Source organism: Hamadaea tsunoensis DSM 44101 (assembly GCF_000428945.1).
GTDB lineage: Bacteria > Actinomycetota > Actinomycetes > Mycobacteriales > Micromonosporaceae > Hamadaea > Hamadaea tsunoensis.
The window spans coordinates 134,515-160,263 of record NZ_AUAX01000009.1 but is presented as its reverse complement, the minus strand read 5'-3'; the positions used below and the strand labels follow the sequence as shown (position 1 = coordinate 160,263).

20 protein-coding genes are annotated in these 25,749 nt (G+C 71.3%); 7 read left to right on the top strand and 13 right to left on the bottom strand.

Annotated features, from left to right (window positions below):
- Positions 1 to 7: 7 nt before the first annotated feature.
- A complete protein-coding gene (locus tag G401_RS0118565; protein WP_027343693.1) occupies positions 8 to 871 on the bottom strand; it encodes a helix-turn-helix domain-containing protein in 864 nt (287 codons plus the stop codon).
- A gap of 407 nt (positions 872 to 1,278) precedes the next feature.
- On the opposite strand from G401_RS0118565, the gene G401_RS0118560 reads away from it, so the two are divergent.
- On the top strand, positions 1,279 to 1,485 hold the full coding sequence (locus G401_RS0118560; protein WP_027343692.1) for a DUF397 domain-containing protein: 207 nt from the start codon (positions 1,279 to 1,281) through the stop codon (positions 1,483 to 1,485).
- A 600-nt stretch (positions 1,486 to 2,085) separates the two neighbouring features.
- On the top strand, positions 2,086 to 3,018 hold the full coding sequence (locus tag G401_RS0118555; RefSeq protein ID WP_034592225.1) for a sigma-70 family RNA polymerase sigma factor: 933 nt from the start codon (positions 2,086 to 2,088) through the stop codon (positions 3,016 to 3,018).
- Positions 3,019 to 3,281: 263 nt separating this feature from the next.
- Here the strand turns inward: G401_RS0118555 and G401_RS0118550 are convergent, their stop codons facing one another.
- Positions 3,282 to 4,253, bottom strand: coding sequence for a C40 family peptidase (locus G401_RS0118550; RefSeq protein WP_027343690.1), 972 nt, complete (start codon positions 4,251 to 4,253; stop codon positions 3,282 to 3,284).
- 575 nt (positions 4,254 to 4,828) lie between these two features.
- On the opposite strand from G401_RS0118550, the gene G401_RS46640 reads away from it, so the two are divergent.
- From G401_RS46640 to G401_RS0118535, 3 genes are all read left to right on the top strand, one after another.
- Positions 4,829 to 5,341, top strand: coding sequence for a DUF6232 family protein (locus G401_RS46640; RefSeq protein WP_051366815.1), 513 nt, complete (start codon positions 4,829 to 4,831; stop codon positions 5,339 to 5,341).
- A gap of 106 nt (positions 5,342 to 5,447) precedes the next feature.
- Complete coding sequence (locus tag G401_RS46635; protein WP_051366814.1) at positions 5,448 to 6,272, top strand: MHYT domain-containing protein; 825 nt, start codon at positions 5,448 to 5,450, stop codon at positions 6,270 to 6,272.
- A 44-nt stretch (positions 6,273 to 6,316) separates the two neighbouring features.
- The gene (locus G401_RS0118535) at positions 6,317 to 7,051 is read left to right on the top strand and encodes an HD domain-containing protein (protein ID WP_034592137.1); all 735 of its coding nucleotides are present in this window, start codon (positions 6,317 to 6,319) and stop codon (positions 7,049 to 7,051) included.
- 4 nt (positions 7,052 to 7,055) lie between these two features.
- Here the strand turns inward: G401_RS0118535 and G401_RS0118530 are convergent, their stop codons facing one another.
- Positions 7,056 to 7,658 (bottom strand): hypothetical protein, encoded by a 603-nt coding sequence (locus G401_RS0118530; RefSeq protein WP_027343688.1) that lies wholly within the window; start codon positions 7,656 to 7,658, stop codon positions 7,056 to 7,058.
- Between the two features lie 161 nt (positions 7,659 to 7,819).
- Here G401_RS0118530 and G401_RS0118525 point away from each other — a divergent pair, with 161 nt between their 5' ends.
- Positions 7,820 to 9,868 (top strand): BTAD domain-containing putative transcriptional regulator, encoded by a 2,049-nt coding sequence (locus G401_RS0118525; protein WP_027343687.1) that lies wholly within the window; start codon positions 7,820 to 7,822, stop codon positions 9,866 to 9,868.
- 13 nt (positions 9,869 to 9,881) lie between these two features.
- Here the strand turns inward: G401_RS0118525 and G401_RS46630 are convergent, their stop codons facing one another.
- The 9 genes from G401_RS46630 to G401_RS0118480 form a co-directional block, all read right to left on the bottom strand.
- Complete coding sequence (locus G401_RS46630; RefSeq protein WP_245601764.1) at positions 9,882 to 10,916, bottom strand: golvesin C-terminal-like domain-containing protein; 1,035 nt, start codon at positions 10,914 to 10,916, stop codon at positions 9,882 to 9,884.
- A 164-nt stretch (positions 10,917 to 11,080) separates the two neighbouring features.
- On the bottom strand, positions 11,081 to 11,749 hold the full coding sequence (locus tag G401_RS0118515) for a response regulator (RefSeq protein ID WP_027343686.1): 669 nt from the start codon (positions 11,747 to 11,749) through the stop codon (positions 11,081 to 11,083).
- Positions 11,746 to 12,708 carry a sensor histidine kinase gene (locus tag G401_RS46625; RefSeq protein ID WP_051366813.1) on the bottom strand — a complete coding sequence of 321 codons (963 nt, stop codon included), beginning with the start codon at positions 12,706 to 12,708 and terminating at the stop codon, positions 11,746 to 11,748. Before G401_RS46625 ends, G401_RS0118515 begins: the two co-directional genes overlap by 4 nt.
- Positions 12,709 to 12,743: 35 nt before the next feature.
- A complete protein-coding gene (locus tag G401_RS56780; RefSeq protein WP_027343685.1) occupies positions 12,744 to 13,028 on the bottom strand; it encodes an SHOCT domain-containing protein in 285 nt (94 codons plus the stop codon).
- A gap of 1,107 nt (positions 13,029 to 14,135) precedes the next feature.
- Positions 14,136 to 15,119, bottom strand: coding sequence for an arginase family protein (locus G401_RS46620; RefSeq protein ID WP_084557323.1), 984 nt, complete (start codon positions 15,117 to 15,119; stop codon positions 14,136 to 14,138).
- A gap of 25 nt (positions 15,120 to 15,144) precedes the next feature.
- Entirely contained in the window at positions 15,145 to 16,053 is a 909-nt protein-coding gene (locus tag G401_RS0118495) for a tetratricopeptide repeat protein (protein WP_027343684.1), read from the bottom strand.
- A 4-nt stretch (positions 16,054 to 16,057) separates the two neighbouring features.
- Positions 16,058 to 16,906 (bottom strand): ABC transporter ATP-binding protein, encoded by an 849-nt coding sequence (locus G401_RS0118490; protein ID WP_027343683.1) that lies wholly within the window; start codon positions 16,904 to 16,906, stop codon positions 16,058 to 16,060.
- Positions 16,903 to 19,782: a hypothetical protein gene (locus G401_RS0118485; protein WP_027343682.1), complete on the bottom strand. Its 2,880-nt coding sequence runs from the start codon at positions 19,780 to 19,782 to the stop codon at positions 16,903 to 16,905. Before G401_RS0118485 ends, G401_RS0118490 begins: the two co-directional genes overlap by 4 nt.
- Positions 19,779 to 22,865, bottom strand: a complete 3,087-nt coding sequence (locus G401_RS0118480; RefSeq protein ID WP_157545854.1) for an FtsX-like permease family protein — start codon at positions 22,863 to 22,865, stop codon at positions 19,779 to 19,781. The genes G401_RS0118485 and G401_RS0118480 overlap by 4 nt, the downstream gene beginning before the upstream one ends.
- Positions 22,866 to 23,010: 145 nt before the next feature.
- On the opposite strand from G401_RS0118480, the gene G401_RS0118475 reads away from it, so the two are divergent.
- Positions 23,011 to 24,687, top strand: coding sequence for an acyl-CoA mutase large subunit family protein (locus G401_RS0118475; RefSeq protein ID WP_027343680.1), 1,677 nt, complete (start codon positions 23,011 to 23,013; stop codon positions 24,685 to 24,687).
- 147 nt (positions 24,688 to 24,834) lie between these two features.
- Here G401_RS0118475 and G401_RS54800 read toward each other — a convergent pair whose 3' ends face one another.
- Positions 24,835 to 25,692, bottom strand: a complete 858-nt coding sequence (locus tag G401_RS54800) for an Asp23/Gls24 family envelope stress response protein (RefSeq protein ID WP_051366812.1) — start codon at positions 25,690 to 25,692, stop codon at positions 24,835 to 24,837.
- Between the last annotated feature and the right edge of the window lie 57 nt (positions 25,693 to 25,749).

Genomic DNA, 25,749 nt, shown 5'->3' with positions numbered 1-25,749 from the left:
GGCTCCGCTAGCGGTATTCGGAGGCGACCTTCGCAATGAACGTGAGTGAATCGGTGGGCGACATCGCCGATGCGACCAGCTTGTTGTACGCCGACCAATAGGGCGCCGGGTCGCTGCGGTCCAGCATGGCGGTGTGGGCGATCCCGCTCTCGTAGTAGACGACGTCGGGATCGTCGCCGGGGAACCGCACGATGATGAAGGAGCTCATGGCGACGGCCACGCCCGCCTCGAACGGCAGCACCCGCAGGGTGATCAGCGGGTCGTTGCCCAGCCCGGCCAGGTGCAGCAGCTGATCCCGCATGACGGCGGGATTGCTGGCGACCCGGCGCAGCGCGGACTCGTCGATGACGGCGTCGATCTTCGGCCGCCGCGGGCCGGACAGCAGGTGCTGCTGGCGCAGCTGACGGACGCGGACACGGATCGGCTTGTCGGCGTCGGCCAGGTCCTCGGGCACCCGGTTGCGCATGACGTCCCAGATGTACGCCTCGGTCTGGAACAGGCCGGGAATGTAGAGCGGCTGGAAGAACATCAGGTCGCTCGCGTCGGCCTCGATCGCGACGTAATCGGCGAAGCCCTGCGGAAGCTGGTCGCGGTACTCCGCCCACCAGGCCCGCTGCCGGCTGGCCCGGGCGAGCGCCGTGAGCTCGTCGACGCGGTCGATCTCGCGTACGCCGTAGAGCTGAAGGAGCGCCTTCACGTCGGTGACGGTCGGCTTCACCTTGCCGTTCTCGATCCGGATCATCTTCGAGATGGACCAGTCGAGCGCGCCGGCGACCTGCTCCTGCGTCTGGCCGGAACCGTCCCGGGCCGCTCGCAGAGCGTTGGACAACCGACGGCGGGCGATGGTCGGTCCCTGAGCGACAGGTGCCATCGCGTCTCACCCCCAAGCCGAAGCCGTCTTTCCAGATGCGACCAAGTCCATCTGCGGCGTTCCGCAGATCCGACGGCGTCCGTTCGCAGTGGCGGCAGATGGCCACCTGGCTAGTTGACGCTATCTGACAGCTGTTGACGAAAAGCCTACCTCGCGCACGGATGGTTGTCACTGTGTGGATCTATATGCTCACACGGCGCACCAGGTGCATGCTCGGATCCGATAAGGATCATCCCTGATCAGCGACGGTACCGCGAAGCGCGCCGGGACCCTGATCGCCACCTGGCGCATCGCCGCCTGGCGCCTTGACATCTTTCATCCCGGCGTCTGTACTTGTGTCTTTGCATATGGCAGTAGACCGGCATATGCGAGGAAAACCTACATAGTGGACCGGGAAAGGAAGCAGCGTGACCGCAGAACGGGTCACGGCCTGGCGACGCAGCACGAAGTGCGAGAGCGGTTCCTGCGTCGAAGTGGCCGAGCTGGATCTGGAGAACGTCGGCTTGCGCAACTCGAACATCCCCGAGCTGTCCATCAGCCTCGGCGTCGAGTCCTGGCGCGAGTTCGTCGCCGGCGTACGGGCGGGTGAGTTCGACCGACCGGCGAGTCTCTAGAGACAGACGGCACCCGGGCGGTCACCCGGATGCCGTGGAAGACCGTCCGCGCCCGCTGAAGCCGCTTCCGAGTCCACTGTGAACATACACACCACCGAGGGTCGGCCGCAGGCAGCCCCCTGCCCCGGCATCACTGGTCGTGAGCATCTCCCCAGCTCAGGGGTACGCGAGCGATAGCAACTATGTCTACCTAGTTGCCTAAAACAACATCGTTTTGATTACTCCGTGTCACTCGTACCGGGGAGATGGCAACCCGGAGCCGCCGTCAGCGCGTCTATACCGCAAGAGACAGCGCACGGAAGGGCCGACGTGACCGGGATCGCAGGTACGCAGTGACCTGGGTCGCTGTGCCGTCGACCCCGATCAGGTGGAATGGAACAGGCGAACACGACGTTGAGCTGAGCGCCGGTCCGGGTGGTGGACGACGCAGCGTACCTCGCTGATCAGCGAAGTCGCATGTGCCTTTCAGGGGTTTCACAGTTAGCTGTGACACTTTCAGATCGGCGAGAAGGAATCAGCTCCGTCGGTCATCTGTTACGCAGATGTCAGTACCGCAGACCGCTGCGGCAATTACGGGGGAGGGGCCCGAACGTGGAGAACATGACGATCCTGCGCACCGACCAGGTGGCCGAGGAGCGTGACCTCGTCGGCGTCTACCTGCACGAGATCTCCCGTACGCCGCTGCTGGACGCGGCGCAGGAGGTAGAGCTGTCGAAGTCCATCGAGGCCGGCCTGCTGGCCGAGCACTGGCTGGAAGAGGGGCAGCAGCCGAAGGGCGTCGGCCGCGAAGACCTCGAACTGCTCATCACCGAGGGTAACCGGGCGAAGGACCTGTTCATCCGGGCGAACCTGCGACTGGTGGTCTCGATCGCCCGCCGCTACGTGCGCTCCGGCATGCCGATGCTCGACCTGATCCAGGAGGGCAACACCGGCCTGGTCCGGGCGGTGGAGAAGTTCGACTACATCAAGGGCTACAAGTTCTCGACGTACGCGACGTGGTGGATCCGCCAGGCGATCAGCCGGGCGATCGCCCAGCAGGAGCGTACGGTCCGGCTGCCGGTCCACCTGGTGGAAGACGTCAACCGGATGCGCAACGTGGCCCGTCAGCTCACTCGTGAGCTGGGTTCGGAGCCCGAGCCCGCGCAGATCGCGGCGGCCCTGCAGGTGCCCGTCGAGCGGGTGACCGAGCTGATCCGCTGGTCGCAGGACACGGTCTCGCTGGACACGCCGGTCGGCGACGACGGCGACACCAACCTGGGTGACCTGGTGGCCGACTCGGACGCGCCGAGCCCCGAGGAGATCGTGCTCTCCGCACTGGAGCGGCAGCGCATCGAGGGCCTGCTCAACCACCTCGACGACCGGTCCGCGGGCATCATGCGCGCCCGCTACGGCCTGGAGGACGGCCGCGAGCACTCGCTCACCGAGGTCGCCTCACGCTTCTCGCTCTCCCGCGAGCGCATCCGCCAGCTGGAGATCCAGGCCCTCGGCCGCCTCCGCGAACTGGCCCGAGCCGAAGGCCTCCAAGCCGCCTAAACATCCTGTCCGCAATGGCCGCTGCCCGTGGGGGTGGCGGCCATTCGTGGTTCAGGCCATGGGTGGTTACTTCCCCCGGTGGTTGCGGCCACCGATGGGCGCGCTTCCCCCCGGGGTGGTTGCTGGGAAGGTTATTGCCCGTTCGCCCTTCGGGCGAGACGAGGGCACATCGGCCCTTATGCGACGTCCGGCAGTGCAAGATCCTCAAACGCTTCGCGCTTGCGGATCTTGCACTGCCGGACGTCGCGGCCGAGTGCGGGTGCTTACGCTCTGACTCGGCCAAAGCCGTATGGGGTCATCATGTTGACGCTGGCCAGGCGTACGTGGTCGCCGAAGGTGGGGGCGTGGATCACCTGGCCGCCGCCTACGTAGATGGCCACGTGTCCGAGGCTTTCATAGAAGACCAGGTCGCCTGGTTGCAGTGACGATCTGGGGATGTGGGCGACTTCGTCCCATTGTGTGGCCGCGTTGTGGTACAGCGAGACACCGGCGGCCCGCCAGGCGGCGAGGACGAGACCGGAGCAGTCGTAGCTGCTCGGGCCGTCCGCCGCCCATTCGTAGGGCTTGCCGATGGCGTTGTACGCGTACCGCACCGCGATGCCGGCCTTGCCCGAGATCGCCGGGATCTTGCCCGTGTAGCGGCCGCCGCCGGAGCTGGTCGCACTCCCGTACAGCTGCTTCTTCTGGGCTTCGAGCTTCTTGAGGTCCGCCTGGATCTGGGTCTTCATGGCCGTGAGCCGGGCGACCTCGGCGTTGCGGTCGTTGAGGGTCTGGTCGAGGGCCGCCTTCTGGGCGTCGTATTTGTCGCCCGCGTCCCGCGACGCGTTGATCACATCGGTCTGCTCCACGGCGATCTGCTGGAGCGTGTCGAGGCGATCGAGCACGGTCGTCGGCGAATCGTTGCCGAGCAGGGCGTTGACCGTGGCGAGTTCGCCGCTGCCGGTGTACGCCGAGACGGCCACCTGCGTCACGGCTGCCCGGGCGACATCGCGCTGCTGCAGCAGCGGCCCGAGACTGGTGTTGAGCTGGTCGAGTTGCTTCTGTGCCGCCTTGACCTGCTCGGTGCTCTTGTCGTAGAGCTCGACGGTCTGTTCGAGCTTCTTCGATGCCTGGTCGATCTGGGCCTGCAGCTCTGCCGCGGAGGGTGCCGCCTGCGCCATTCCCGGAATGAGGAAGAGCGCGAGCGCGGCGAACAGGGGTACGGCGAACCGCAGACCCCGTCGTTGGCTTCGCAAAGGGTCGGCGACCTTTCTTCCTGAGCCTGCGCGGACGCGTGGCTCGCCGTCTACCGGAGGAGGCCGCGATGGTCCTGGCGGCCCGGGGCGGAAGTTGGCACTACCACCATCGGTGGATTCGCCCCGATTACTGGGTTCCCCGGTTCACACTGTGGCCCTGGCCGTACTGTGATCGCCCGGTGTGCCACCGTCGGTGAGGCGACGGCGCGGGCCAGGTGCCGCCCGGGGGTGGGCGATCGGGGTCCCTGACCAGCCTCGACACCGTAACTCGCGGTAGCGGCACGACGGTAGGCCGGAATGCACCACGCGTTGGCGTACGACCGGGAATGACCGGAAAATTCCACAGCTCCGAGTCGCTGGGGGCGGCGGCTGATGTCCCTCGTTGGGGCGTTTCAACCGGCCACACGCTGGGCGCTGGCATGCGAAGTGCCAGTTGGCCAGGTGGCAGATTGAAACAGTTCCCTACGATGGCAGTCACTTAGACAATGTGCTTATCGAGATGCGCCACCGTGCATCGAGATCAGGCAGCTTCACCCACTCCGCCAGCCCCCTTCAGCCGACAACGGAGGCAACCCATGCACCCCACCCGTCGTGCTACCCCTTCCGGGCACGGCACCCCGCTGGCCGGCGAGCACCTGAACCTGCCCGGCGTCCGAGTCACCGACCGGTGGTTCGTGGTCGGTCAGCGCCGGTTCGACGTCACCGAGTTGCACAACCTGCGCACGGTGCGCGGCCCCCACCACCCGATGGCGCTGCGTGCCGGGGCCTGTGCCGCCGGCGGGATCGCGCTGACCGGGCTGTTCGCCCGCGAACTGCAGCCGGGTGGCGTACTCGGCGCGATCGTGGCCGTCGTGATCCTGGCCGGGGTCGCCGTCGGCTTCTTCCTGCGGCGTCCGCGGGCCTACGAACTGTGGGCCGACTACCGGGGCCTGACCATTCAGCTCTACTACTGCGACGACGAGCGCCGCTACGGTGCCGTCTCCCGGGCCATCATCCGGGCCCGCGAGAGCGCCTGGCGCGTCGACTCCGACGTCGCGTTCCCGTCGGCCGCGTCCTCGATGCAGGCCTGGTACACCCAGGCCGCCTGACCGGACCGGCCGGCCCGGAGCGCGGCGACCCTCGCGGGGCACCAGGGCGGGACCGAGCGCACAGCATGTCCGACCCCGCCCGGCGGAAACATGGATCAATGTCGGCATGGCCGAGATTCACCAGTTCGCGTACGGGTGGCTCACTCCGGTGCTCGCCGTCGTGCTCGGGTTCGCCGGCTCACTCACCGGTCTGACCTGCACTTCGCGGGCGCGTACGGCTGCCTCCCGGGGCCGGCGGTTCCGCTGGCTGACCCTCGGCACCCTGGCGATCGGCGGGGCCGGCGTCTGGCTCATGCACTTCATGGCCCTGCTCGGCTTCGACGTTCCCGCCAGCCCGTTGCGCATCGCCACCGGCCCGACGGCGGCCAGTTTCCTGCTGGCCCTCGCGGCCGTCGGCGGCGGCCTGTTCCTCGTGGTGAACGGGCGGCCGCGAACCAGCCGGATCGTGCTCGGCGGCTTCTTCACCGGCACCGGCCTCATCGCCACCCACTACATCGGCGTGTACGCCGTCCACGTCGCCGGCCAGGTCAGCTTCGACGGCCCGCTGGTGATCGCGTCGGTGATGATCGCGGTGGCCGCGGCGACCGTGGCCCTCTGGTGTGCCGTCTCCGTACGCGGCTGGCGCCCGTTGCTGATCACGTCGTTCCTGATGGCGCTGGCCGTGGCCGGCATGCACTACACCGCGATGGCGGCCGTACGCGTCACCCTGGACCGCACGGTCGTGCCGCCCGGCGCCGGGCTGACCCCGGCCGTGCTGAGTGTGCCGACCTTCGCCGCCGCCGCGGTCCTGATCCTGGCGCTGGCCGTCAGCGCTCTGCAGGCGATGACGCAGGAGGAGTTCCGGGGCGGCCCGCTCCCACCGGTCGTCCGCGTCTCCGCCCGGCCGCCGCGGCCGCGTACGGAGGAACGGAATCTGCCGTCGCCCCGCTGACACCGGTGAGACGCATCGAGCGATGATCCGGTATACAGCAGGGCATGGTGGACACCCCTGGCGCCCCCGGGCGAGCGCTCGCGACCATGCCGCTGCATGCCGTCACCGAGGTCTACGGTGAGGCCGGCCTGCGAGGCCGGTTCGCCCTGGAGATCGCCGACCTGCCCGAACACGACCGCGCCCGGCTGACCGCCGCCCTCGACCTCGCCGCCCGCCTGCACGCCGAGCAGCGGCGCATCCGGGAGCCCTACCTCAATCACCTGCTGCGCGTCACGATCCGGATCAAGCACTACTACGGCATCGACGATCCGGACGTCCTCATCGCGGCTCTCCTGCACGACTCCGTCGAAGATCAGCCGTACGCGCTGGCCGGCGTACCCGTGAACGGTGAACCGCCCCGGGAGGCCGCGCTCGCCCGGCTGGCCGGGGAGTTCGGGCCGCGCGTCGCGACGCTGGTGGCCTCGGTGACCAACCCGCGGTACGCGCCCGACCGCGACGCGCACGAGCAGTACCGGGAGCATGTCGCCGCGGCGCTGGACCGGGACCCGTGGGCGCGGGTCATCAAGATCTCGGACTTCACCGACAACGGCGTGGGCGTCATCCACGCGACCGGGCCGAAGGTGGTGAGTTCGGCGCGCAAGTACCGGCCGCTGGTGCCGATCCTGCGGGAACTCGTGGGGCGGCCGGACACGCCGCTGAGCGCGGGCGCGAGGGAGCACATCCTCGATCAGCTCGACCTGGCCGAGGTCCGGTTCGCCGCGATCCTCGACGAGTCCTGAGCGGTCAGGAGGTGCGGCGGAGCTTGGTGAGGTCCAGGACCTCCTCGGCCCGGCTCTCCTCCTGCGCCGACTCCAGGAAATCCTTGGTCGTCTCGGAGATCAGCATGAAGAAGAGCGCTCCGGCCCCGACGAGCAGCGCCGCACCGGTGAGCCAGTGGACGATCGAGAACCAGACCGGGATGAGCAGGCTGTTGACCTGGCGGGCGGCCTCCGGGCCGAAGCCCGTGTTGGGCGACATCGCCTCGCCGGCGGTGAGGTTGGCGCTACCGACGAGCAGCCACACCTGCACCGAGACGAGTACGGCCGCCGCGACGAGACCGAGCGGCCGGGCGACGGAGACGCGGCGCCACAACAGGAGCAGGACGAGCCCGAAGACGACCGCGGCCGCGCCGCCGAGGACGAGCGCGGGCTGGCTGTCCTCGTGGATGCCGGCGAGCAACGCGGGTGTCTGGTCAGGAGTGAGCAGGATGTCCAGCAGCCGCGGGGACACGGCGTCGGCGTGCCGCCAGAGGACGAGGATCGCGGCGATGTCCAGGAGACCGGCGACGACGATCCCGAGCAGGATGCGGTGGGCGCGCCGGATGGAGCGGGGTGGTACCGAGGGCATGGCGTCAACGTAGCAGCGGGTCGGCGCCGGGGCCGACCCATTTCACCACCGGTTGCTGCGCGGGGGTACGCAACAGAGTCATCCGTTCACCTACAGGAGTTCTCCATTTCGGCTACAACCGCCACTAGAAAGGCCGAGGGGCCTCCCGTACGCTCGGCCGGGTGGGACTACAGTTCCGCCTGCTCGGGCCGTTCGAGGTCCGTGACGCCGACCGGCCCGTGGCGATCAACGGTGTGAAGCCACGCCAGCTGCTGGCGACCCTGTTGCTGCAACCCGACCGGCCGGTGTCGGTGGACCGCCTGATCGAGGTGCTCTGGCCGGCCGATCCACCCCGGTCGGCGGCCGCGAACATCCAGACCTACGTCAGCGGACTGCGTACGAGTCTGGGCGACGATCACGTGGTCCGGTACCCGCCCGGCTACGCCGCCGTCCTCGGTGCCGCCGAGCTGGACGCGGCCCGGTTCCTGCGCGACACCGACGAGGCCGCCCGGCTGCGCCGCCTCGGGCATCTCGCCGAGGCGCTGCGTACGGTCGAGAGCGCCCTGCGGCTCTGGCGTGGGCAGCCGCTCGCCGACCTGCCCGCGAGTCCGGTCTGGCGGGTCGAGCTCGATCAGCTGGCCGAGCGCCGGATGGGTGCCCTGCAGGAGCTGTTCGATCTGCGTATCCGGCTGGGCGACACGGCCAACGCGATCGCCGAGCTACGCGGGCTGACCGCCGAGCATCCGCTGCGGGAAGGGTTCTGGGCGCTGCTGATCCGGGCGCTCATGGGTGCCGACCGGCAGGCCGACGCCCTCGGGGTGTACGCCGACGTCAGCCGTACGCTCGCCGACGAACTGGGCGTCGGGCCGGGACCGGAGCTGCGCCGGCTGCACGCCGAGCTGCTGGCCGCCGACACCGCCGCGGCCGTGCCGATCGCCCCGCCCAACGCCCAGCAGCTGCCCGCCGAGGCGGCCGTGGTGCTGCGCGGGCTGGCCGCCTTCGGCGAGACGACGATGCCGGCCTGGTTCGCCGGTGCCCTGCTGAACTCCGGCGAGGATCAGCTCGGCCGGCTGGTGCCCGCCCGGCTCGTCGCCGACGCGGGCACCGACGATCTCGGTCAGCGCCGATATCGCGTACCCGTGCTGGTGAGAATGCTGGCGGACGCGCAGCCGGGACAGCTCGACGGACAGGGGCTCGCGCGTGTCCTGAGTGGACTTCTGTGCCTCGCGGAGCGCGCGGCGCGGACGCTGCCGCCGAGCCCCTTCGGGCCGGGCGTGGTGGTCGCGCCTCGATGGTCGCCGCCCGTGCCGGCGCCGGTGGACGGCGACGCGTGGTTCGCGGCCGAGCACCGCACGCTGCTGACGGCGATCGAGATCGCGGGCCGGCTCGACCGCTCGGACCTCGCGTGGGAGCTTGCCCTGACCCTGCTGCCGTGGTGCGACCTGGGCGGGCACGCGGACGTCTGGCAGGCGTCGCACGCCGCGGCGCTGGAGATCAGCCGCCGCGTCGGCGACCAGCTGGGGACCGCGGTGACCCTGCGCGGCCTCGGGCAGCTGCACCTCTACCGCGACGAGTACGCGAGTGCCGACGCGGCGTTCGGCCGGGCCCGGCTGCTGTTCGCGCAGCTCGGGCGCCCGGCCGGAGTGGCCGCCGCGCTCTCCGGCCTCGGCACGGTGCACCGTATCCGGGGCGATCTCGACCTGGCCGCCGAGTACTACGGGCGGGCGCTGGAGTCCTATCAGGAGAGTGCCGACCTCGGCGGCGAGGCGTACGCGCGGGGGGCCATCGGGCAGGTCTGGCTGGCCCGGGGCGAACTCGATCAGGCCGAGACCTGGCTGCGCGAGGCGCTCGTGCTGGCCGAGAAGTCGGGCGACCGGCATCGGCAGGCCCACCTGCACCGGCACCTGGGTGTCGCCGCCCGCAAGGACGCCCGGGCGCAGGAGGCGATGACGCTGCTCACCTCCGCGCTGGACTACTTCGCGGCGATCGGCGACCGGCACTGCGAGGCGTACGCGCTGGTGGAACTCGGCCGGCTCGACCAGCCCGCGGAGGTGGCGGCCGACCGGCTGCTCCGGGCGCTGCGGATCTACCAGCGCCTCGGCGACCGCCGCGCCGAAGCCGACACGGCCGAACAGCTCGGCCGGCTGCATCACGCGGCGGGGCAGCGGGAACTCGCCTCGGCGTACCAGGACGAGGCCCGCCGCCTCCGGGCCGACATCACACCCGCTTAGGCCTGATGACGGCTCAGACCTTGGTGATCCTCAGCGCGTCCGCGATGACGTAGCCGGTGCCCGAGGTCCAGCGGCTGACGGCCACGAGATCCTGGGCGCCGGCGTTGAACGAGAAGGTGCCGAGGCTGTTCCACTTGCCGCCGTTGGCGGTCTGGTTCACGGTCACCGTCTGGTTGCCCGTCGACGCGAACACCACGTGCGGCGTGGTCGCGTTGTAGCCGCTGTTGGCCGCGTACCAGACTTCGAGCTTGTAGCTGCCGGCGCTGGGCAGGGTCGCGCTGAAGTAGGCCGCGTCGCTGGCGGGGGTGGGGTTCGCGTACCGGTAGTCGGTCCCGTAGCGCTGCGTGGAGTAGGTCGACGTGCCCCAGTTGGCGCTGGCCCGGAAGCCGCTCGACGTGTTGTCGACGGTCAGCGTCCACGCCGCGAGCTTCGCCGCCACGTCCAGGCGCAGCTGCGGGAGCATCGGGTAGAACGCGTCGCCGGGACAGTCCGTCGCGTAGAAGTCGCGGTGCCCGTAGATCTCCGTCGGCGCGATCCCGTACTTCGTGCAGATGTACGCGCACATCTCCACCGACTCGTTGTACAGCGCGGCGGGCGGGGTCACCGTCATGTAGGTGCCCTCGTGCTCGATGCCGATCGCCTGCGTGTTCTGCCCCGGGCAGTGCGCGCCCTGCACCATGCCGCTGCCGGCGGTCAGCTTCGACAGGCTGTAGTGACGGCCCTCCATGACATAGCCGCCGCGCGAGATCGTGAAGTGCTGCCCCGTGTCCGACCAGCCGTTCGTGTCCATGTGGTAGTTCTGGATCGACCGGGCGAGCGCGTACGCGGCGGCCTGCGAGGTGTCCGACTGGTTCGGGGTGTCGGTGTGGTGGATCAGGATCTTGTTGGGGTTGTTGCTCAGCAGGGTCAGCGCCGACGAGGGATCCCGGGCGCCCCAGGTGGCGCAGCTCGCGATCGTCGGGGTGGCGACGGCCAGGGCGGGGGCTCCATCGAGGAGTTCCAGTCCGCCGAGGGTCGCGCCGGTGCCGAGCATGACGGCGTTGCGCATGAGAGAACGACGAGACAGCATCGATTTCCTCCGAGGAAGAAGGGGGTGATGTGGTCCCGCGCAGCAAGATCTTTCTAGCAGGGGTTTTCATCTACGTCAATGACCCTTGCCGCCGCCCACCCGGGATCCGAGCGGGATCAGGGCGGCGCGTACGTGGAACGGAGTCAGTCCATCCAGCCGGGGCGGACCAGGCCGGCCTCGTAGGCGGCGACGACCACCTGAGCGCGGTCGCGGGCGCCGAGCTTGATCATCGCCCGGGACACGTGCGTCTTGGCGGTCAGCGGGCTCACCACCAGACGGCGTGCTATCTCCTCATTGGACAGACCGAGGGCCACCAGCGTGACGACCTCCCGTTCGCGGTCGGTCAGCGCGTCCAGGTGGCCGGTCGGCGGGAGGGGCGCCCGCGAGCGGATCGCGTACTCGGCGATGAGGCGGCGGGTCACCCCCGGGGAGAGCAGCGCTTCACCGGCGGCGACGACGCGTACCGCCCGGACGAGGTCGGCCGGTTCGGTGTCCTTGACGAGGAAGCCGGCCGCGCCGTCGCGCAGCGCCGTGAAGACGTATTCGTCCAGCTCGAAGGTGGTCAGAATGATGACCTTCACGTCGGCGAGAGTCGCGTCCCCGGCGATGCGGCGGGTGGCGAGCAGGCCGTCGAGCACCGGCATGCGGATGTCCATGAGGACCACGTCGGGCTTCAGCTCGCGGGCCAGGTCCAGCGCCCGCGCGCCGTTGTCGGCCTCCCCCACCACGGTCACGTCCGGCTGGGCGTCGAGCAGGGCCCGGAAGCCCGCGCGTACCAGGGCCTGGTCGTCCGCCAGGAGCACCCGGATCATGAGGGCATCATCGCCAGTACGCGGAAGCCGCCGTGCCCGTCCGGCTCGGCGGTCGCGGTGCCGCCGAGGGCGCGTACGCGTTCCCGGATGCCGATGAGACCGTTGCCGCCGCCGGGTTCGGTGGCGGGCTGGGCCGGGCCGGGATCGGCGACTCCGATGCTCAGCATCTTCTCTCCATAGTGGATGACGACGTCGGCCGCCCGGGCCGCGCTGTGCCGCATCACGTTCGTCAGAGCTTCCTGCACCATCCGGTACGCGGCCAGTTCGACGGCCGCCGGCAGCGCACGGCGTACGCCGACGGTCTCGACGTTCACGCTGAGCCCGGCCGCCCGCGCCTGCAGGACGAGATCGTCCAACCGCGACAGGTCCGGGGCGGGCGTACGCGGCGCCTGCCCCCCGTGCAGCCCGGCGAGCACCGAGCGGACGTCGGTCAGCCCGTCCCGGCTCGCCTGCTTGATCGCTTCCAGCGCGGGGCGCACCTCGGCGGGGTGCGTTTCGAGGATCTCCAGCGCGACCGAGGCGCGGACGTTGATGAGGGACAAGCTGTGGGCCAGGATGTCGTGCAGCTCGCGGGCGATGCGTACGCGTTCGTCGGCCTCCTTGCGCCGCCCCTCCTCGACCCGGCGGAGCTGCTCCTCCGCCTGCCACTGCCGGTACGCCTCCCGCCGGGCGCGGGCGATCGGCCCGACCACGGCGACGACGGTGCTCGGCAGCAGCGGCTGGATCGGGACGTGCACGAGCACGGCGGTGACGTCGATCGCGGCGATGATGGTCGCCGCCAGGAACGGCCGGTGGAACGTCATACGCAGCGCGACCGGGCCGGCGACGACGAACGCGACCTGCGGCCACGTCACATGGGTGCCGAGGTGCCAGGCGAGCATGGCGGCGATGGCGAGCTGCACCAGGATCAGCCCGAACGGCCAGCCGAAGCCGAAGCGGTGCCGACGAGATCCTGTCACGCCCACCATCCTGCCTCGCATGTACGCCCGTCCCGCTACCGAGGGTTCGCCGGCGGCGTGTTGAGCACGGCCAGCCGCTCGGTGTACTCCTGCTCGCTGATCTCACCGCGGGCGTACCGCTGGGCGAGGATCACACGGGGATCGCTCTCGCCGCCGTGCCAGCCCGGCCCCCAGCCGTAGCCGTGGTGGTGGCGGTGCCGCCGCCAGAACAGCCCCCGGATCACGAAGAAGATGAGAAACCAGAACGGGATCCAGAGCCACGGTGCGAAGAACCACCAGCCGCCGCCGTGATAGGCGTGGGTCGCGAACGCGGTGATCATGTTTCCTCCCTCGATATGCCTTCGATACATCGAGAGTGGCGCGGGAGGGTGGGGGTCTGCGTCGTCCCCCTGGCGTCTCTTCGCCGTACTCCGACGGGAGTAGAGCAAGATCATTTTATGGACATGTGGCCCGGGTTCGTCGATCTCACCTCCGCTCCTCCCGCGGGAGACCGTTCCGCCCCTATCGCTGCGCTCCGGGGACTCCACTGCCAGGTGAGTGGGGCGACGCATCATCCACCGCGGTTCGGTCACCGTCCCACCCCACCCCCACCCAGCCTCACCCCACCCTCCGCCCGGCCTTTGTCCCGACTATCCGACTTGTGCCCGTCACGGTCGACGATCTTGCGCGAATGTCCGGGCTTTTCGGGTGTATCGGACGAAATTCGAGGCATTCGCGCAAGATCGTCGACCACGTTGAAGATCGGCGCCACCGTCCCACCCTGGCCGGTTCCGGCTTTGTCGCGACTGTCCGATATGGGTGCTGAGCGGCGGTCAGTGGGGTGATCATTTACGGATGTGGTGTCGAAACGTCCACCCGGCGCATGATCGTTTACGGTTCTGGAGCGCGCCGACCGGGTTCTGCTACACCTGACGCGTCATTGATCATGCAGATCGGGCCGGATTGACACCTCAGCCGTAAACGATCAAGAAATCAGTGCGCCGTGTCCGCCTGACGGAAGATCGTTCCCGCATCACGGACAACGACTGGAAGCAGGACGGCATGGACGTGATCCACAACAGCCGAGATGTAAAAACGAGCCCCTCCCCTCGATCCACATCGGTCGGGATGCAGGAAAACGGCCTCTCTACATCTCGGCCGCAATGGATCGAGAGGATGGGCCCGGAAACTACATCCCAGCCGCGAACAATCACCGACCAGCCGACCCACCCGGCCGCCATATCGGACAGTCGCGACAAAGGCCGGGGTGAGGGGTGCAACGGTGACCGGACGACGGTGAACGATGCGTCGCCCCACAAACCTGGCAGTGGAGTCCCCGGAGCGAAGCGATAGGGGCGCAACGGTCTCCCGCGGGAGGAGCGGAAGCGAGATCGACGAACCCGGGACAAAAGCCTTTGAAAGATCTTGAAATTGATCTTGGTTGGCCCTCAGGAAGCCGCGCTCTTGGGGAGTTTGGCGGGGCGCTGGGACGGCACCCGCCCCCGTCGCGGCGGGGCCGTACGCCGCAGCGGCGACAGTCCTCCCACGATGGTCTCCACGATCTCCCGCGCGTACGCGCCGTCGGGGTCGTGATCGGGGTCGAAGACGGTCAGCTCCAGGCCCAGGCACTCCGGCGAGGCCACGAGGCCGGCGATGAGCTGTTCGAGTTCGGTGAACGCGATGCCGCCGGGGTCGGGCGCGTCCACCGCCGGCATCACGTCCGGGTCGAGGACGTCCACGTCGATGTGCACCCAGTAGCCGGCGCAGCCGGACAGCTGTTCACGGGCCCACTGCGCGGTCTTGGCCGGTCCCGCGGAGCGCAGCACGGTCGCCGTACGCACGGCGAACTGCCCGGCGGCCAGGTCCATCCGGTACTCGTCGCGCTCCCGGATGCCGAGCACGACCACGTCCGCGTCGCGTACGTAGGGGCGGCGGGCTTCGATGCCGGCCAGTTCCATCTGGCCCCGGCCGGTGACGAGGGCGAGGTCCTCCCCCGCCGCGGCGCCGACGTAGGGCGCGTTGCCGGGGTGGCGGAAGTCCGAGTGGCCGTCGACGAAGACGAGGCCGATGCGCCCGCCGACCTCCGCGCCGAGCCGGTTCATCGCCACCATCGAACCGAGCAGCACCGAGCAGTCACCGCCCAGGACCAGCGGGAACTCGCCGCCGTCGACGATCGCCCCGATGCGGTCGGCCTGGCGCAACGCGTACGCCGAGATCTGGGCCGCCTGTGCCACCCCGTCGCCGGGACGCCAGTCGCCCGGGTCGTACCGGGGCGGCGTCAGGCAGCCCGCGTCCCGGGCGTCGAGCCTGCTCAGCAGGGCTTGATCGCGGAGTGCTCCGGGCGCTTTCGCGCAGCCGGGCACCGACGTGGGTGTCGGTGGACGCAGGCCGAGGTTCGTCGGCGCGTCGAGCACGGCGATCCGGCGCATCAACCGAGCGTAGCCATCAATGTCACCTTTAATAAAGGGCGCCGGCCAGAGCGCGCCGAGCGGCGATCACCGCCTGATCGTCCGGCCCTGCCATGGTGAACAAAGAGACTAGGTGGCGGCGTACCTTCTCGCGGTCCTCACCGAAGTTGCGGCGGACCACGGCGACGAGGCGCGCGTACGCCTCGTCGGCCGAGCCGGACATGACGAGCACGTCCGCCGCGATCAGCTGCTTCTCCAGGTCGTCGGGGTTCGCGTCGGCCTCGGCGACCGCGCTGGCGTAGTCGACGCCGACGAGCCGCTTGGCCACGCCGACCTGGGCCAGGCCCGCCTCGGCGGCCGCGTCGCGGGGCGATTCGTTGAGGATCTTCTGGTACGCCCGCTCGGCCGCGTCGAGGTCGCCGCTCATCAGGAGGTCGTCGGCCTCGTCGAGGCGCGGGTCGACCGGCGTGGCCACCTCGACGCCGCCCGCGCGGAGCACGGCGTCGAGCCATTGCCGCAGCTGGGCCTCCGGCAGCTGGCCGGGTACGCCGTCGATCGGCTGCCCGCCCACGAACGCGAAGATCGTCGGCAGGGACTGGATCCGCAGGGCCTGAGCCAGCTGCGGATCCGTCCGTACGTCCGACCGGGCGAGCAGGAACGATCCGTCCGCCGCGAACTGCTCCAGAGCGGGATCGCCGGCGTACTGACCGCTGGCGATGAACTCCAGGACGACCGGGATCGTCTTCGACCGCTCGACGACGTCCTGCTGGAACGTCGCCACCGTCACGTCGAGCGCCACCGAGCTGCCGAAACGCGGCGTACCGGTGAACTCCGCCGGTGCTTCGTCGTCCTCGGCCGGCGCGGGCGGCGGGCTCGCCGGGCGCAGGGCACCGAGGTCCACCGCGCCGCGCGTGAAGATCGACGGGTTGCGGAGCGGGTCGTTGCGGGGATCGGTCATGGCCCTAGTTTACGGACGCCCCCACCACCAGCGTGACCGTGCCACCGTCGGCGTGATCGATGGTGAACAGCGTCCCGGGCGGGAACTCGTCGAGCACCTCCGGCGGCAGCTGGACGGTGCCGTCCCCGGCGACCACGGCGAAGTCCTGGCCGTTGCGGCCCTCGGCGCCGACGCGGCCGTCGCGGATCGTCACGACCCGGCCGAGCCGGGCGCCGACCTCGCCGTCGTGGGTGACGACGACCACAGTCGTTCCGCGTTCGGCGTTGATCGTCTCCAGGGCCGAGATCACCTCGTCGCGGCCGGCCGTGTCGAGCTGGCTGGTCGGCTCGTCGACCAGGAGCAGGCCCGGCGAGGCGGCGATGCCGACGGCCAGGGCGGCCCGCTGGCGGGCGCCCGGCGGCAGGTCGCTCAGCCGCGCCTTGCCCTGCCCGGGCAGGCCGACCAGGTCGAGCACCCGCTCCGGATCCTCGAGCGCGATGCCGGAGGTCGCGGCCGCCCGCCGTTGGGCCAGCCACACGTTGCGGTAGAGCGAGGCGTACGGGAGCAGGTTGCGGGCCGCGCCCTGCAGGACGATGCCGATGCGGGTGCCCCGCAGGCGGGAGACCTCCCGGTCGGTCAGCCGGCCCATGTCGTAGGTGCCCACGGTGACCCGGCCGGCCGACGGCCGCAGCAGGCCGCCGAGCAGGGCGATCAGGGTGGATTTGCCGGAGCCGGACGGCCCGACGAGGGCCACCATCTCCCCGGGTGAGATCGTCAGATCGACACCCGAGAGGGCGACCACGTCGCCGCCCTCACCCCGGTAGATCTGCACGACGCGACGGCAGGCGACGGCGAGTCCAGCGTGCTCAGTCACTTCTTCTCCTTGAGGGGACGTGCCGATGAGGTGCGGCGCCCCGCGAACACAAGGTAGATCGCGAGCGCCGGAAGCGCTACGGCCCCGATCAGGGGCGGCAGGACGGAGGCGGGGGCGGGCCAGCCGGGCACCGGCAGCCAGGGCGTGCCCTCGACGATCGGCAGCGCCGACCGCGCCACCGCCCAGGCGACCGCCGCGGCGGCCAGGCCCAGCGGCACCCCGGCGGCGAGCACGAACAGGTGGGCACGGCGGACCGCACGGCGTACGGTGCGCTCGGGCAGGCCGGCCACGCGCAACGCGGCCAGCTCCGGCATCCGCCGGTCACCGGCCGCCGCGCTGGTCAGGGCCACCACCAGCAGGACCAGCGCCACCAGCACCGCGAGCATCTGCATGCGCAGGGTCAGGGCGGCGGGCGTACCGTCGGCGGCCGCCTGCACCGCGGCGCGATCCTCCTGCCCCACCACGGGTACGCCGAGCGCCGTCAACCGGTCCGCGACGTCGGCCGGCGCGTCGGCGGTCAGCCACACCTGCATGCCGGTCGTGTACACGCCGCCGACCGAGGCCCGCAGGGCGGTTTCGAGATCGAGGAGGACTCCCTGCGTACCGATGCGGGGGAGGGCCTGCTCGGCGACGGCCCCGGTCACCGGGGTGCCCTGCCGGTCGGCGCCGCGGATCGGCAGGACCAGCATCTTGAGCGTCGCCTCGTCGGCACGCGCGTACGCGACCGGCAGCTGCACGGGCACATCGGCCGGCAGCATCCAGCTCGACGGCGCGCTCGCGAGGTCGCCGATCGACCAGGCCATCGGGTCGCCCGTCTGCCCGGGAAGGTGCCAGCCGGACAGGTCGGCCTTCCGCCCGCCGACGGTCAGCGTCTCCAGGGAGACCTCGGCCCAGGCGCCGCCGCCGAGCGCGACCGCCCACAGCCCGGCGATCCGGCAGCCGCCCTCGCACTCGTCGGGTACGCGGCCCGTGTAGGTGGCCGTGCCCTTCCGCAGTACGCCGAGCGACAGGTCCCGGAAGGTGTGCTTCGACGTCTCGACGGCCATGCTGAGCACGATGGACGCCTTCGGCGAGGCGGCACCGGGAACGTTGGTGACCGCCCGGAGGAGCACTTCGGCACCGGGCTGGACGGCTTCGCCGCTGTCGGTGGCGGCCCCGGCGGCCGTGCCCACCCGCCCCGCCTCCGGCCAGTCGATCAGTCCGCTGCGGCTCAGGTCGACCGCCAGCGTCCCGCTTCCCGTGCCGATCGTGCCGGCCGCCACCGCGTACTTCCCGTCCGGGTCGAGCGTGCGTACCGCGGTGAGGACCTGGGCGGCGTCGCCCTGGACCTTCAGGACGCGGGCCGAGCCGACGGAGAGCATGACCTGGCTGTCGCGCGCGGTGGCCGCCACGTTGACCGCGCTCACGACCAGCGCGAACAGCGCGGTGACGGCGCCGGTGAGGGCCAGCAGCTGCCGGCCTGACGGGCGGCGGGTGAGCACGACGAGCGCGAGCCCGCGGACCAGCCGGCCGCGCCGCAGCGAGCCGCCGGCCAGCGGCCGGGCGAGCACCGCGAGCAGGCGGGCCGCGATGACGGCCAGCGAGACCGCGAGCAGCGTGGGCGCGAAGATCCCGATACCCGTCGTGTCGCCCGAGGCGTGCTGCGCCAGGCTCGCCGCGGTCAGCGCCAGCAGCAGCACCTCCAGGACCGGGAACCGCAGGCCGCGCGGCGAGCTCAGCCGGCGCAGCGTGTCGGCCAGGCCCGAACGCAGCGGCCCGCTGGTCGCCAGGATGATCACGACCACTTCCGCGGCGTACGCGAGTCCGGCCGCCCGGAGCATCTCGGTGTCGAAGCCGCCGGTCGCGATCGCCGCGGCCAGAGCGCCGAGCGGAGTGGCGATCGTGACGGCGGTCAGCGGCGCGCCGACGGCCAGCCACCACCGGCGGCCGACGGGCAACCCGCGCAGCGCCGACAGCCCGCTCTCGGGGCCGTCCGCGCGGACCCGCGTACCGATCGCGAGGAAGAGGACCCAGCAGCCGAGGCCGAGGACCGGCAGCACGACGGCCGGCGTCATGATCTCCACGAACGTCCGCTTCGCCGCGATCCGCCCCATCAGCTCGGGCAGGCCCTTGCCGGTCAGGACGATGCTGCCGGAGCCGACCCGGTGCTCCAGCGCGGCCCAGTCCCCCGTGATCAGCAGCGACCGGCCGGGCTGGACGTCCATCGTGTAGCCCTCGGCGGCGTGCGGCACGATGCCGAGCGTGTCGGGCAGGGTGAGCAGCGGGCCACGCGTACCGAGGCGGGCGTCGGCGCCGAAGACCCGCTGGACGCCCCAGTAGTCGGAGCCCGGGTCGATCGGTTCGTAGACGCCGACGACGTCGACGGGCTGCGTACCGAGGTCGCCCGGCAGGGCCTGGCCCTTCTCGCCCAGCTGGGCCTCCAGGAGGTCGAGCCGGGTACCGACGGTCTCGTGCAGACGGTCCGCGTCGCTCGCCGGGACGATCACCTCGCCGGCACCGCGCGGGCACCGGCCGGCGGTCAGGTGTACCCGGGCGCAGAATCCCTCGCGGTACATGAGGACGGCCGGCAGCTTCGGATCCACCCCGAACACCTGGAACGAGGCGCCGTAGACGGTCGTGAAGTCCGGCAGCGCCCGCGCGGTCTCGGCCAGGTTCTGGAAGGTACCCTCGCCGCCGCCGAGCTTGTCCGCCGTGAGCAGGAAGGACCGGTCGGCGAGCGGTGCGGTCGAGATCTCGGCCGCGGCGATCCGGTCGGCCACCGTACGCGGATACGCCGCACCCACCGCCGCCAGTGCACCGATGCCGCAGGCGAGCGCGGCGATCATCGCGTACGCCCCCCAGCGGGCACGTAGCGCCGCCGCAACGATCGCGATCATCGGACTCCTCGCACTCCGGGAACGGACGCCCGGACGAGCCGCCGGGCCGAGTACGCGAGCGCGGCCGCCACGACGATCGCGGCCGCCCCCGCGGCGAGCCAGAGACCGGCGGCGGTCGCGCCGGACGGCGGACTCAACACCTTCCAGTCGTCGGCGAACAGCGGTGGCGAGGTCGCGGGCAGCCAGCCGACCGCGGCCGCGGCGATCATGCCGCCCACGATGCCGATGAAGGCCGGTACGGCGTACCCGAGGATTCCCGACCGGCGGACCTCCCGCAGCCGCAACCCCTGTACGCGCAGCGCGGACAGCTCGCGGGCCCGGTCGGCGCGCTCGACGCCGGCGGCGAGCAGCAGCGCGACGGCGGCGATGAGGACGCCGAGGGCGAAGACGCCGAGCTGGAACTGGCGGATGCGGGCGGGCGCCTGGTCGAGCAGGCCGTGCTGGATCGCGCCGACCGTACGCTCGCCGCGTATCTGCAGGCCCGCCTGCCGCAGTGAGTCCACTAGGGAGTTCGGGGCGCCCGCGGCCAGCCAGACCTCCATCTGCTCGCCGGGAGCGGTGCTCGGCAGGGCCGCGTCGAGCTGGGCGAGGTCGACGAGCGCACCGTCGGCGCCGACCCGCGGCAGGGCAGGCGCCCGGCCGGCGACCTCGACCGGGATGCCGCCGGATCCGGACAGCTTCAGCACAGGAGTGGCGTTGCGGCCGCTGCGGCCGACGGGTCCCGCGACGACCGCGGCGAGAGGTGCGGCCGGCCGGAGGACGGACAGCGGGCACGCGCCGCGCGGGCCGCAGCCGGGCGGGACGGTCAGCGCGAGGCCGCTCGCGGTCGCGGCGATCTCCAACGCCTGGGCGCCGGTCGCGGCCGGAGCGCTCCACGCGGTCCGATCGGTGAAGGCGGCGGCCGGGAAGAGCGGCTTGCCCGCGGCCGCCAGGCCGTGCAGCACGACCTGCGTACCCCAGGGCGCCTGGACGAACCCGCCCGCGTGCTTCGTGAACAGCGCCAGGTCGACGAACCGGCAGCCCCCGCCGCAGCCCTCGACCTTCGCCGCATACGTCTCCCGGCCCGATGCGAGCGGCCCCCACGCCACCGAGAACGGTTCCCCGGCGGGTCCGACGAGATCGAGGCGCACGTAGACGTCGGCGTCCACGTGCGACGGCGGCGGGATCGGCGTACCGAGGACGCTGGGATTCTCGCCGGGCTTCATCAGCAGGCCGTCCGGTCGCGTACGCGGGTCGAAGGAGGCGTCCAGCGTCACCGGCCCGTCCGGCACGATCACGCCGGGGTCGGGCGCGTCGGCCGCCGCCGGACGCGGACCGTACCCGGGAAGCCACGCGGCCACGTTCGCCAGGCGGGACGAGTCCACCGCGATCAGCCCGGCCGAGAACCCGGTCGCGTGCGGGAAGGCGCTGACGGCCATGGCGTACCGGCCGTCGGGATCGGCCTGGCGGACCGCCGCGAGCAGCGCCGACCGGCTGGGCGCACCTACGGAGAGCACCCGGTCGGCGCCGAGCTGCTGCTCCGCGCGTACGCGGGCGGTCGCGTCGGCGCGCATCATCTCGCCCGCGGCCGTGGCCAGCCCGGCGACCGCCACGACGATCAGGGTCACCACCCAGCGCAGGGTCGGCCGGCGGCGTACGGTCAGCCCAGCGAGCGCGATCGCCAGCGACCCGGTCCGCATCGCACCCCGGCCGGCCGCCCCGGCCAGCCACAACACGAACCGCGCGGCGATCAGGCCGGCCGCGATGGCGACCAGCGCGGGAACCATCGTGGCGGCGACGCTGCCGCCGCGGTTCCCCGCGGACAGCTGCCAGACGGCGATGCCGAGCAGCAGGGCGACGATGATCTCGGCGATGTCGGCCGCCCGGCGGCGAGCCCTCGGCGGGACGTAGCGCAGCAGCTCGACGACCGGCGAGCGGAGCGAGCGCAACTCGGAGAACCAGGCCAGCAGCAGCGCCGCCGCGAGCACCCCGCCGAACAGGGCGGCGCTCTGCGGCAGCGCGAGAGCGAGGTCGTCGGGACGGCGTACCGGGCCGACGAGCAGCCAGACGCCCGCCACACCGAGCGCCGTGCCGGCCAGCGCCCCGCTGAGCATCGTGGCGAACGCCTGGCCCAGGGTCAGCGTCCAGGTCCGCCATCGGCGTACGCCGCGCAGCTTCACCAGGGCCAGATCGTGCCGCCGGTCGGTGACGGTGTGCCGGACGACCACGAGCAGCGCGAACCAGGCGAGCAGCACGAACCGCCCGGTCGCGCCGACGACGGCGGCGCTGACGGTCCCGGCGGCCTTGGCGGCCCGGACGGGCACCTCGCCGACGGCCGTGTCCACGGTCAGCTTCCAGCCGTCGGCCGTGCCCGCCGAATCCCGCAGGCGCGGCCCGAGACCGTCGGCGTACGCGCCGGGGGTCAGCCAGAGATCGACGATCGTGACCGGGGTGACCGACGGAACGGCGGCGATCCCCTCGGCGGTGGTGAAGACGGGGTCGAGCTCGGTGTCCGGATGCGCCCACACCCCCGCCCAGTACGCGTCCGTGTCGGCGGCGGGCCGGTAGATCCCGGTGATCCGGTACCGGCCGAGCACCTGGTGGTCCTCGGGCTTGAACGAGAGGAAGTCGCCGACCGCCATCCCGCGTTCGCGGGCGAAGGCGGTAGTGATCATGGCCTGATCCGGCCCGGCCGGGCACGCGCCCTGCACGACGACCTGGTCGCAGACGCCGTCGCGGGACAGCAGGCGGGTCGGGACCGGGGCGTCGTCGCCGGCCGCCGCGGTGCCGGCGTTGATGACCTTGCCGGTGAGCTCCCGGCCGGCCCAGACCGGCCCGGCGTGGCCGCCCACGATCGCGTCGACCCGGGCCCGGACGTCGTGCGGGTCGACCGGCCCGTCCCCACTCGTACGCTCACCGCGCAGGTGCACGACGCGCTCGGCGACCGGCGCGTCGGCGACGTACCGGCCGGTGAGCTGCTCCGCGGTGGCGAAGACGTACCAGGGAGCGGCGGCGGCGGTCCCCACGGCCAGCCCGGTCAGGGCGAACACCGTGGCGGCCTGGGCCCGGCGGCCCCGCAACGCCTCCCACACAAGTCGGATCACGCGAGCATGACCACCGAACCGGCTGTTCACGTTCGCCTGTGACCAGTGATCGTTATGGACCCGTGATCCCCGCCACAGCGGGCTTCCTACCCGCCGGTTTACTTCGCCTTAGCGATCGTTCAGGACTCTGGACTACCATCCGCTCATGGACGCTGACGAGATCGCCGCCGGCCGTGCCCGCTGGCAGGCTCGCTATGACGCCGCGCGCAAGCGCGACGCCGACTTCACCACGCTCTCGGGTGACGTCGTCGAGCCGGTGTACGGGCCGCCGGAGGGCGGCACAGTGCCTGGTTTCGACCGGATCGGTTGGCCGGGCGAGTTCCCCTTCACCCGCGGCCTCTACCCCACCGGGTACCGCGGGCGTACCTGGACCATCCGCCAGTTCGCCGGCTTCGGCAACGCCCACCAGACCAACGAGCGCTACCACCAGATCCTCAACGCGGGCGGCGGCGGCCTGTCGGTCGCCTTCGACATGCCCACCCTCATGGGCCGCGACTCCGACGACCCCCGTTCGCTGGGCGAGGTCGGCCACTGCGGCGTCGCCATCGACTCCGTCGCCGACATGGAGGTGCTCTTCGACGGCATCGACCTCGCCGCCGTCACCACCTCGATGACGATCAGCGGTCCCGCGGTCCCGCTCTTCTGCATGTACCTCGTCGCCGCCGAACGCCAGGGCCTCGCCGACACCAGCGTCCTGGACGGCACCCTGCAGACCGACATCTTCAAGGAGTACATCGCGCAGAAGGAGTGGCTCTTCGCCCCCGAGCCGCACCTGCGCCTCATCGGCGACCTCATGGAGTACTGCGCCGAACGCATCCCGCGCTACAAGCCGCTGTCCGTCTCCGGCTACCACATCCGGGAGGCCGGTTCGACGGCCGCGCAGGAACTCGCGTACACGCTGGCGGACGGGTTCGGGTACGTCGAGCTCGGGCTGTCGCGCGGCCTCGACGTCAACCAGTTCGCCCCGGGGCTCAGCTTCTTCTTCGACGCCCACGTCGACTTCTTCGAGGAGATCGCCAAGTTCCGCGCCGCGCGCCGGATCTGGGCCCGCCGCCTGCGCGACGTCTACGGCGCCACCAGTGAGAAGGCCCAATGGCTGCGTTTCCACACGCAGACCGCGGGTGTCTCGCTCACCGCCCAGCAGCCCGTCAACAATGTCGTACGCACAGCGCTGGAAGCCCTGTCGGCGGTCCTCGGTGGCACGAACTCGCTGCACACCAACGCCCTCGACGAGACGCTGGCCCTGCCCTCCGACGAGTCGGCCGAGATCGCCCTGCGTACGCAGCAGGTGATCATGCACGAGACGGGTGTCACGAACGTGGCCGACCCGCTCGGCGGCTCCTGGTACGTCGAGGCGCTGACCGACAGGATCGAGGCCGAGGCGGAGGAGATCTTCGCCCGGATCACCGCCCTGGGCTCGGACGGCTCCTTCACCCAGGGAATCCTGCGCGGCATCGAGAACGGCTGGTTCACGGCCAACATCGCCGACTCCGCGTACGCGTACCAGCGGGGCCTGGAGAGCGACGTCAAGCACATCGTGGGCGTCACGCGGAACACCGACACCCTGGCCAAGCCGCTGGAGATCATGCGGGTCTCGCACGAGGTGGAGACCGAGCAGGTCGCGGCGCTCAAGGAGCGGCGGGCCGCGCGTGACCAGTCCGCTGTGGACGCCACGCTGGCGAAGCTGAAGGAGGCCGCGCGGGGTACCGGGAACCTGGTGCCGCTGCTGCTGGACGCCTGCCGGGCGGAGGCGTCGCTGGGCGAGATCTGCGACGCGCTGCGCGACGAGTGGGGCGTCTACCGCGAGCCCGCCCGCTTCTGACCGATCCGCTCCACCCGCCCCGACCCGCAATGCCAAGATCCCGTTTGGATCAGGGAAATCACCCGAATCATGGCCCATGATTACGTGCGAAACCCTGATCCAAACGGGATCTAGGCGTTGGTGCGGTCGGCGGGGTGACGATCGGGGTCAGGCGACGTAGTCGGCGGCGCGGGCCTGGTCGTTGCCGACCGGGCCGTCGTCCTCGATGTGCACGTCGTCGACGATGACGTCCACGCCGGTGACCTCCAGGCCGAGCAGGTTCTCGACGGAGTTGATCACCTTGACCCGGACGGTGTCGGTCACCGAGTGCACGACGTAGCCGAACTCGATGACGATGACGACCTCCACGGACGCGGTCGCGCCTTCGAGGATCACCTTCACGCCCTGGTCCGCGTCGGCCTCGCCGAGACCGATGCGCTCCTTGACAGCGCTGAACACCCGGGCGACGTCGCCACCCAGGTCGTACACGCCCGGAACCTCGCGGGCGGCGATGCCGGCGATCTTCTCGACGACCTCGTGCCGGATGGTCGTACGGCCCCGGTCGGCCGGCAGCTCGGCGTTGTTGCGCAGCCGGCGGGCGGCGTTGGTCGCGAACTGCTTGGTGGCGTCGACGGCCCGGTCGGCGGCGTCGCTCACCTGGTCGGCGGCCTGGCTGAGGGCTTCCTTGCCCTGCTCGGCCGCCTGGCCGAGGGCTTCGCGACCCTGCTCGGCCGCCTGGCTGAAGGCCTCGCGGCCCTGCGCGGCGAGGTCGGTCGCGCCGGCGCGGATGTTGTCCATCGTGGAGTTGTCGTCCGCCGCCGGCTGGGCGGGCGCGGCCTCAGCGGCCTGCGCGGGCACTGCCACCGGGGCGGTCTGGCTGATGTCGGTCATGATGGTGCTCCCCTGGTCGTGGTTCGCCCGCCGGTTGGTGAGCGTCTGCCGGCCCAGATCGCAGGCCAGGTCAGGCGAGTCGTACCCGGCGGTGACGCGGGCAGCATAACCGCCGTACGCCCGCCCGACGATCACCTAGCCGACCGAACTCCCCGGTCCGCGGGACGGCGCCGACGCGCGTCCCGCGGTCCG

What these genes read in the sequence shown, in the direction of transcription:
- G401_RS0118565 (WP_027343693.1), bottom strand. Translation starts at nt 871, where the DNA reads ATGGCACCTGTCGCTCAGGGACCGACCATCGCCCGCCGTCGGTTGTCC.
- G401_RS0118495 (WP_027343684.1), bottom strand. Translation starts at nt 16,053, where the DNA reads ATGACCGATCCCCGCAACGACCCGCTCCGCAACCCGTCGATCTTCACG.
- G401_RS0118485 (WP_027343682.1), bottom strand. Translation starts at nt 19,782, where the DNA reads ATGATCGCGATCGTTGCGGCGGCGCTACGTGCCCGCTGGGGGGCGTAC.
- G401_RS46635 (WP_051366814.1), top strand. Translation starts at nt 5,448, where the DNA reads ATGGCCGAGATTCACCAGTTCGCGTACGGGTGGCTCACTCCGGTGCTC.
- G401_RS0118535 (WP_034592137.1), top strand. Translation starts at nt 6,317, where the DNA reads ATGGTGGACACCCCTGGCGCCCCCGGGCGAGCGCTCGCGACCATGCCG.
- G401_RS0118515 (WP_027343686.1), bottom strand. Translation starts at nt 11,749, where the DNA reads ATGATCCGGGTGCTCCTGGCGGACGACCAGGCCCTGGTACGCGCGGGC.
- G401_RS46640 (WP_051366815.1), top strand. Translation starts at nt 4,829, where the DNA reads ATGCACCCCACCCGTCGTGCTACCCCTTCCGGGCACGGCACCCCGCTG.
- G401_RS46630 (WP_245601764.1), bottom strand. Translation starts at nt 10,916, where the DNA reads ATGCGCAACGCCGTCATGCTCGGCACCGGCGCGACCCTCGGCGGACTG.
- G401_RS56780 (WP_027343685.1), bottom strand. Translation starts at nt 13,028, where the DNA reads ATGATCACCGCGTTCGCGACCCACGCCTATCACGGCGGCGGCTGGTGG.
- G401_RS0118555 (WP_034592225.1), top strand. Translation starts at nt 2,086, where the DNA reads ATGACGATCCTGCGCACCGACCAGGTGGCCGAGGAGCGTGACCTCGTC.
- G401_RS0118475 (WP_027343680.1), top strand. Translation starts at nt 23,011, where the DNA reads ATGGACGCTGACGAGATCGCCGCCGGCCGTGCCCGCTGGCAGGCTCGC.
- G401_RS0118530 (WP_027343688.1), bottom strand. Translation starts at nt 7,658, where the DNA reads ATGCCCTCGGTACCACCCCGCTCCATCCGGCGCGCCCACCGCATCCTG.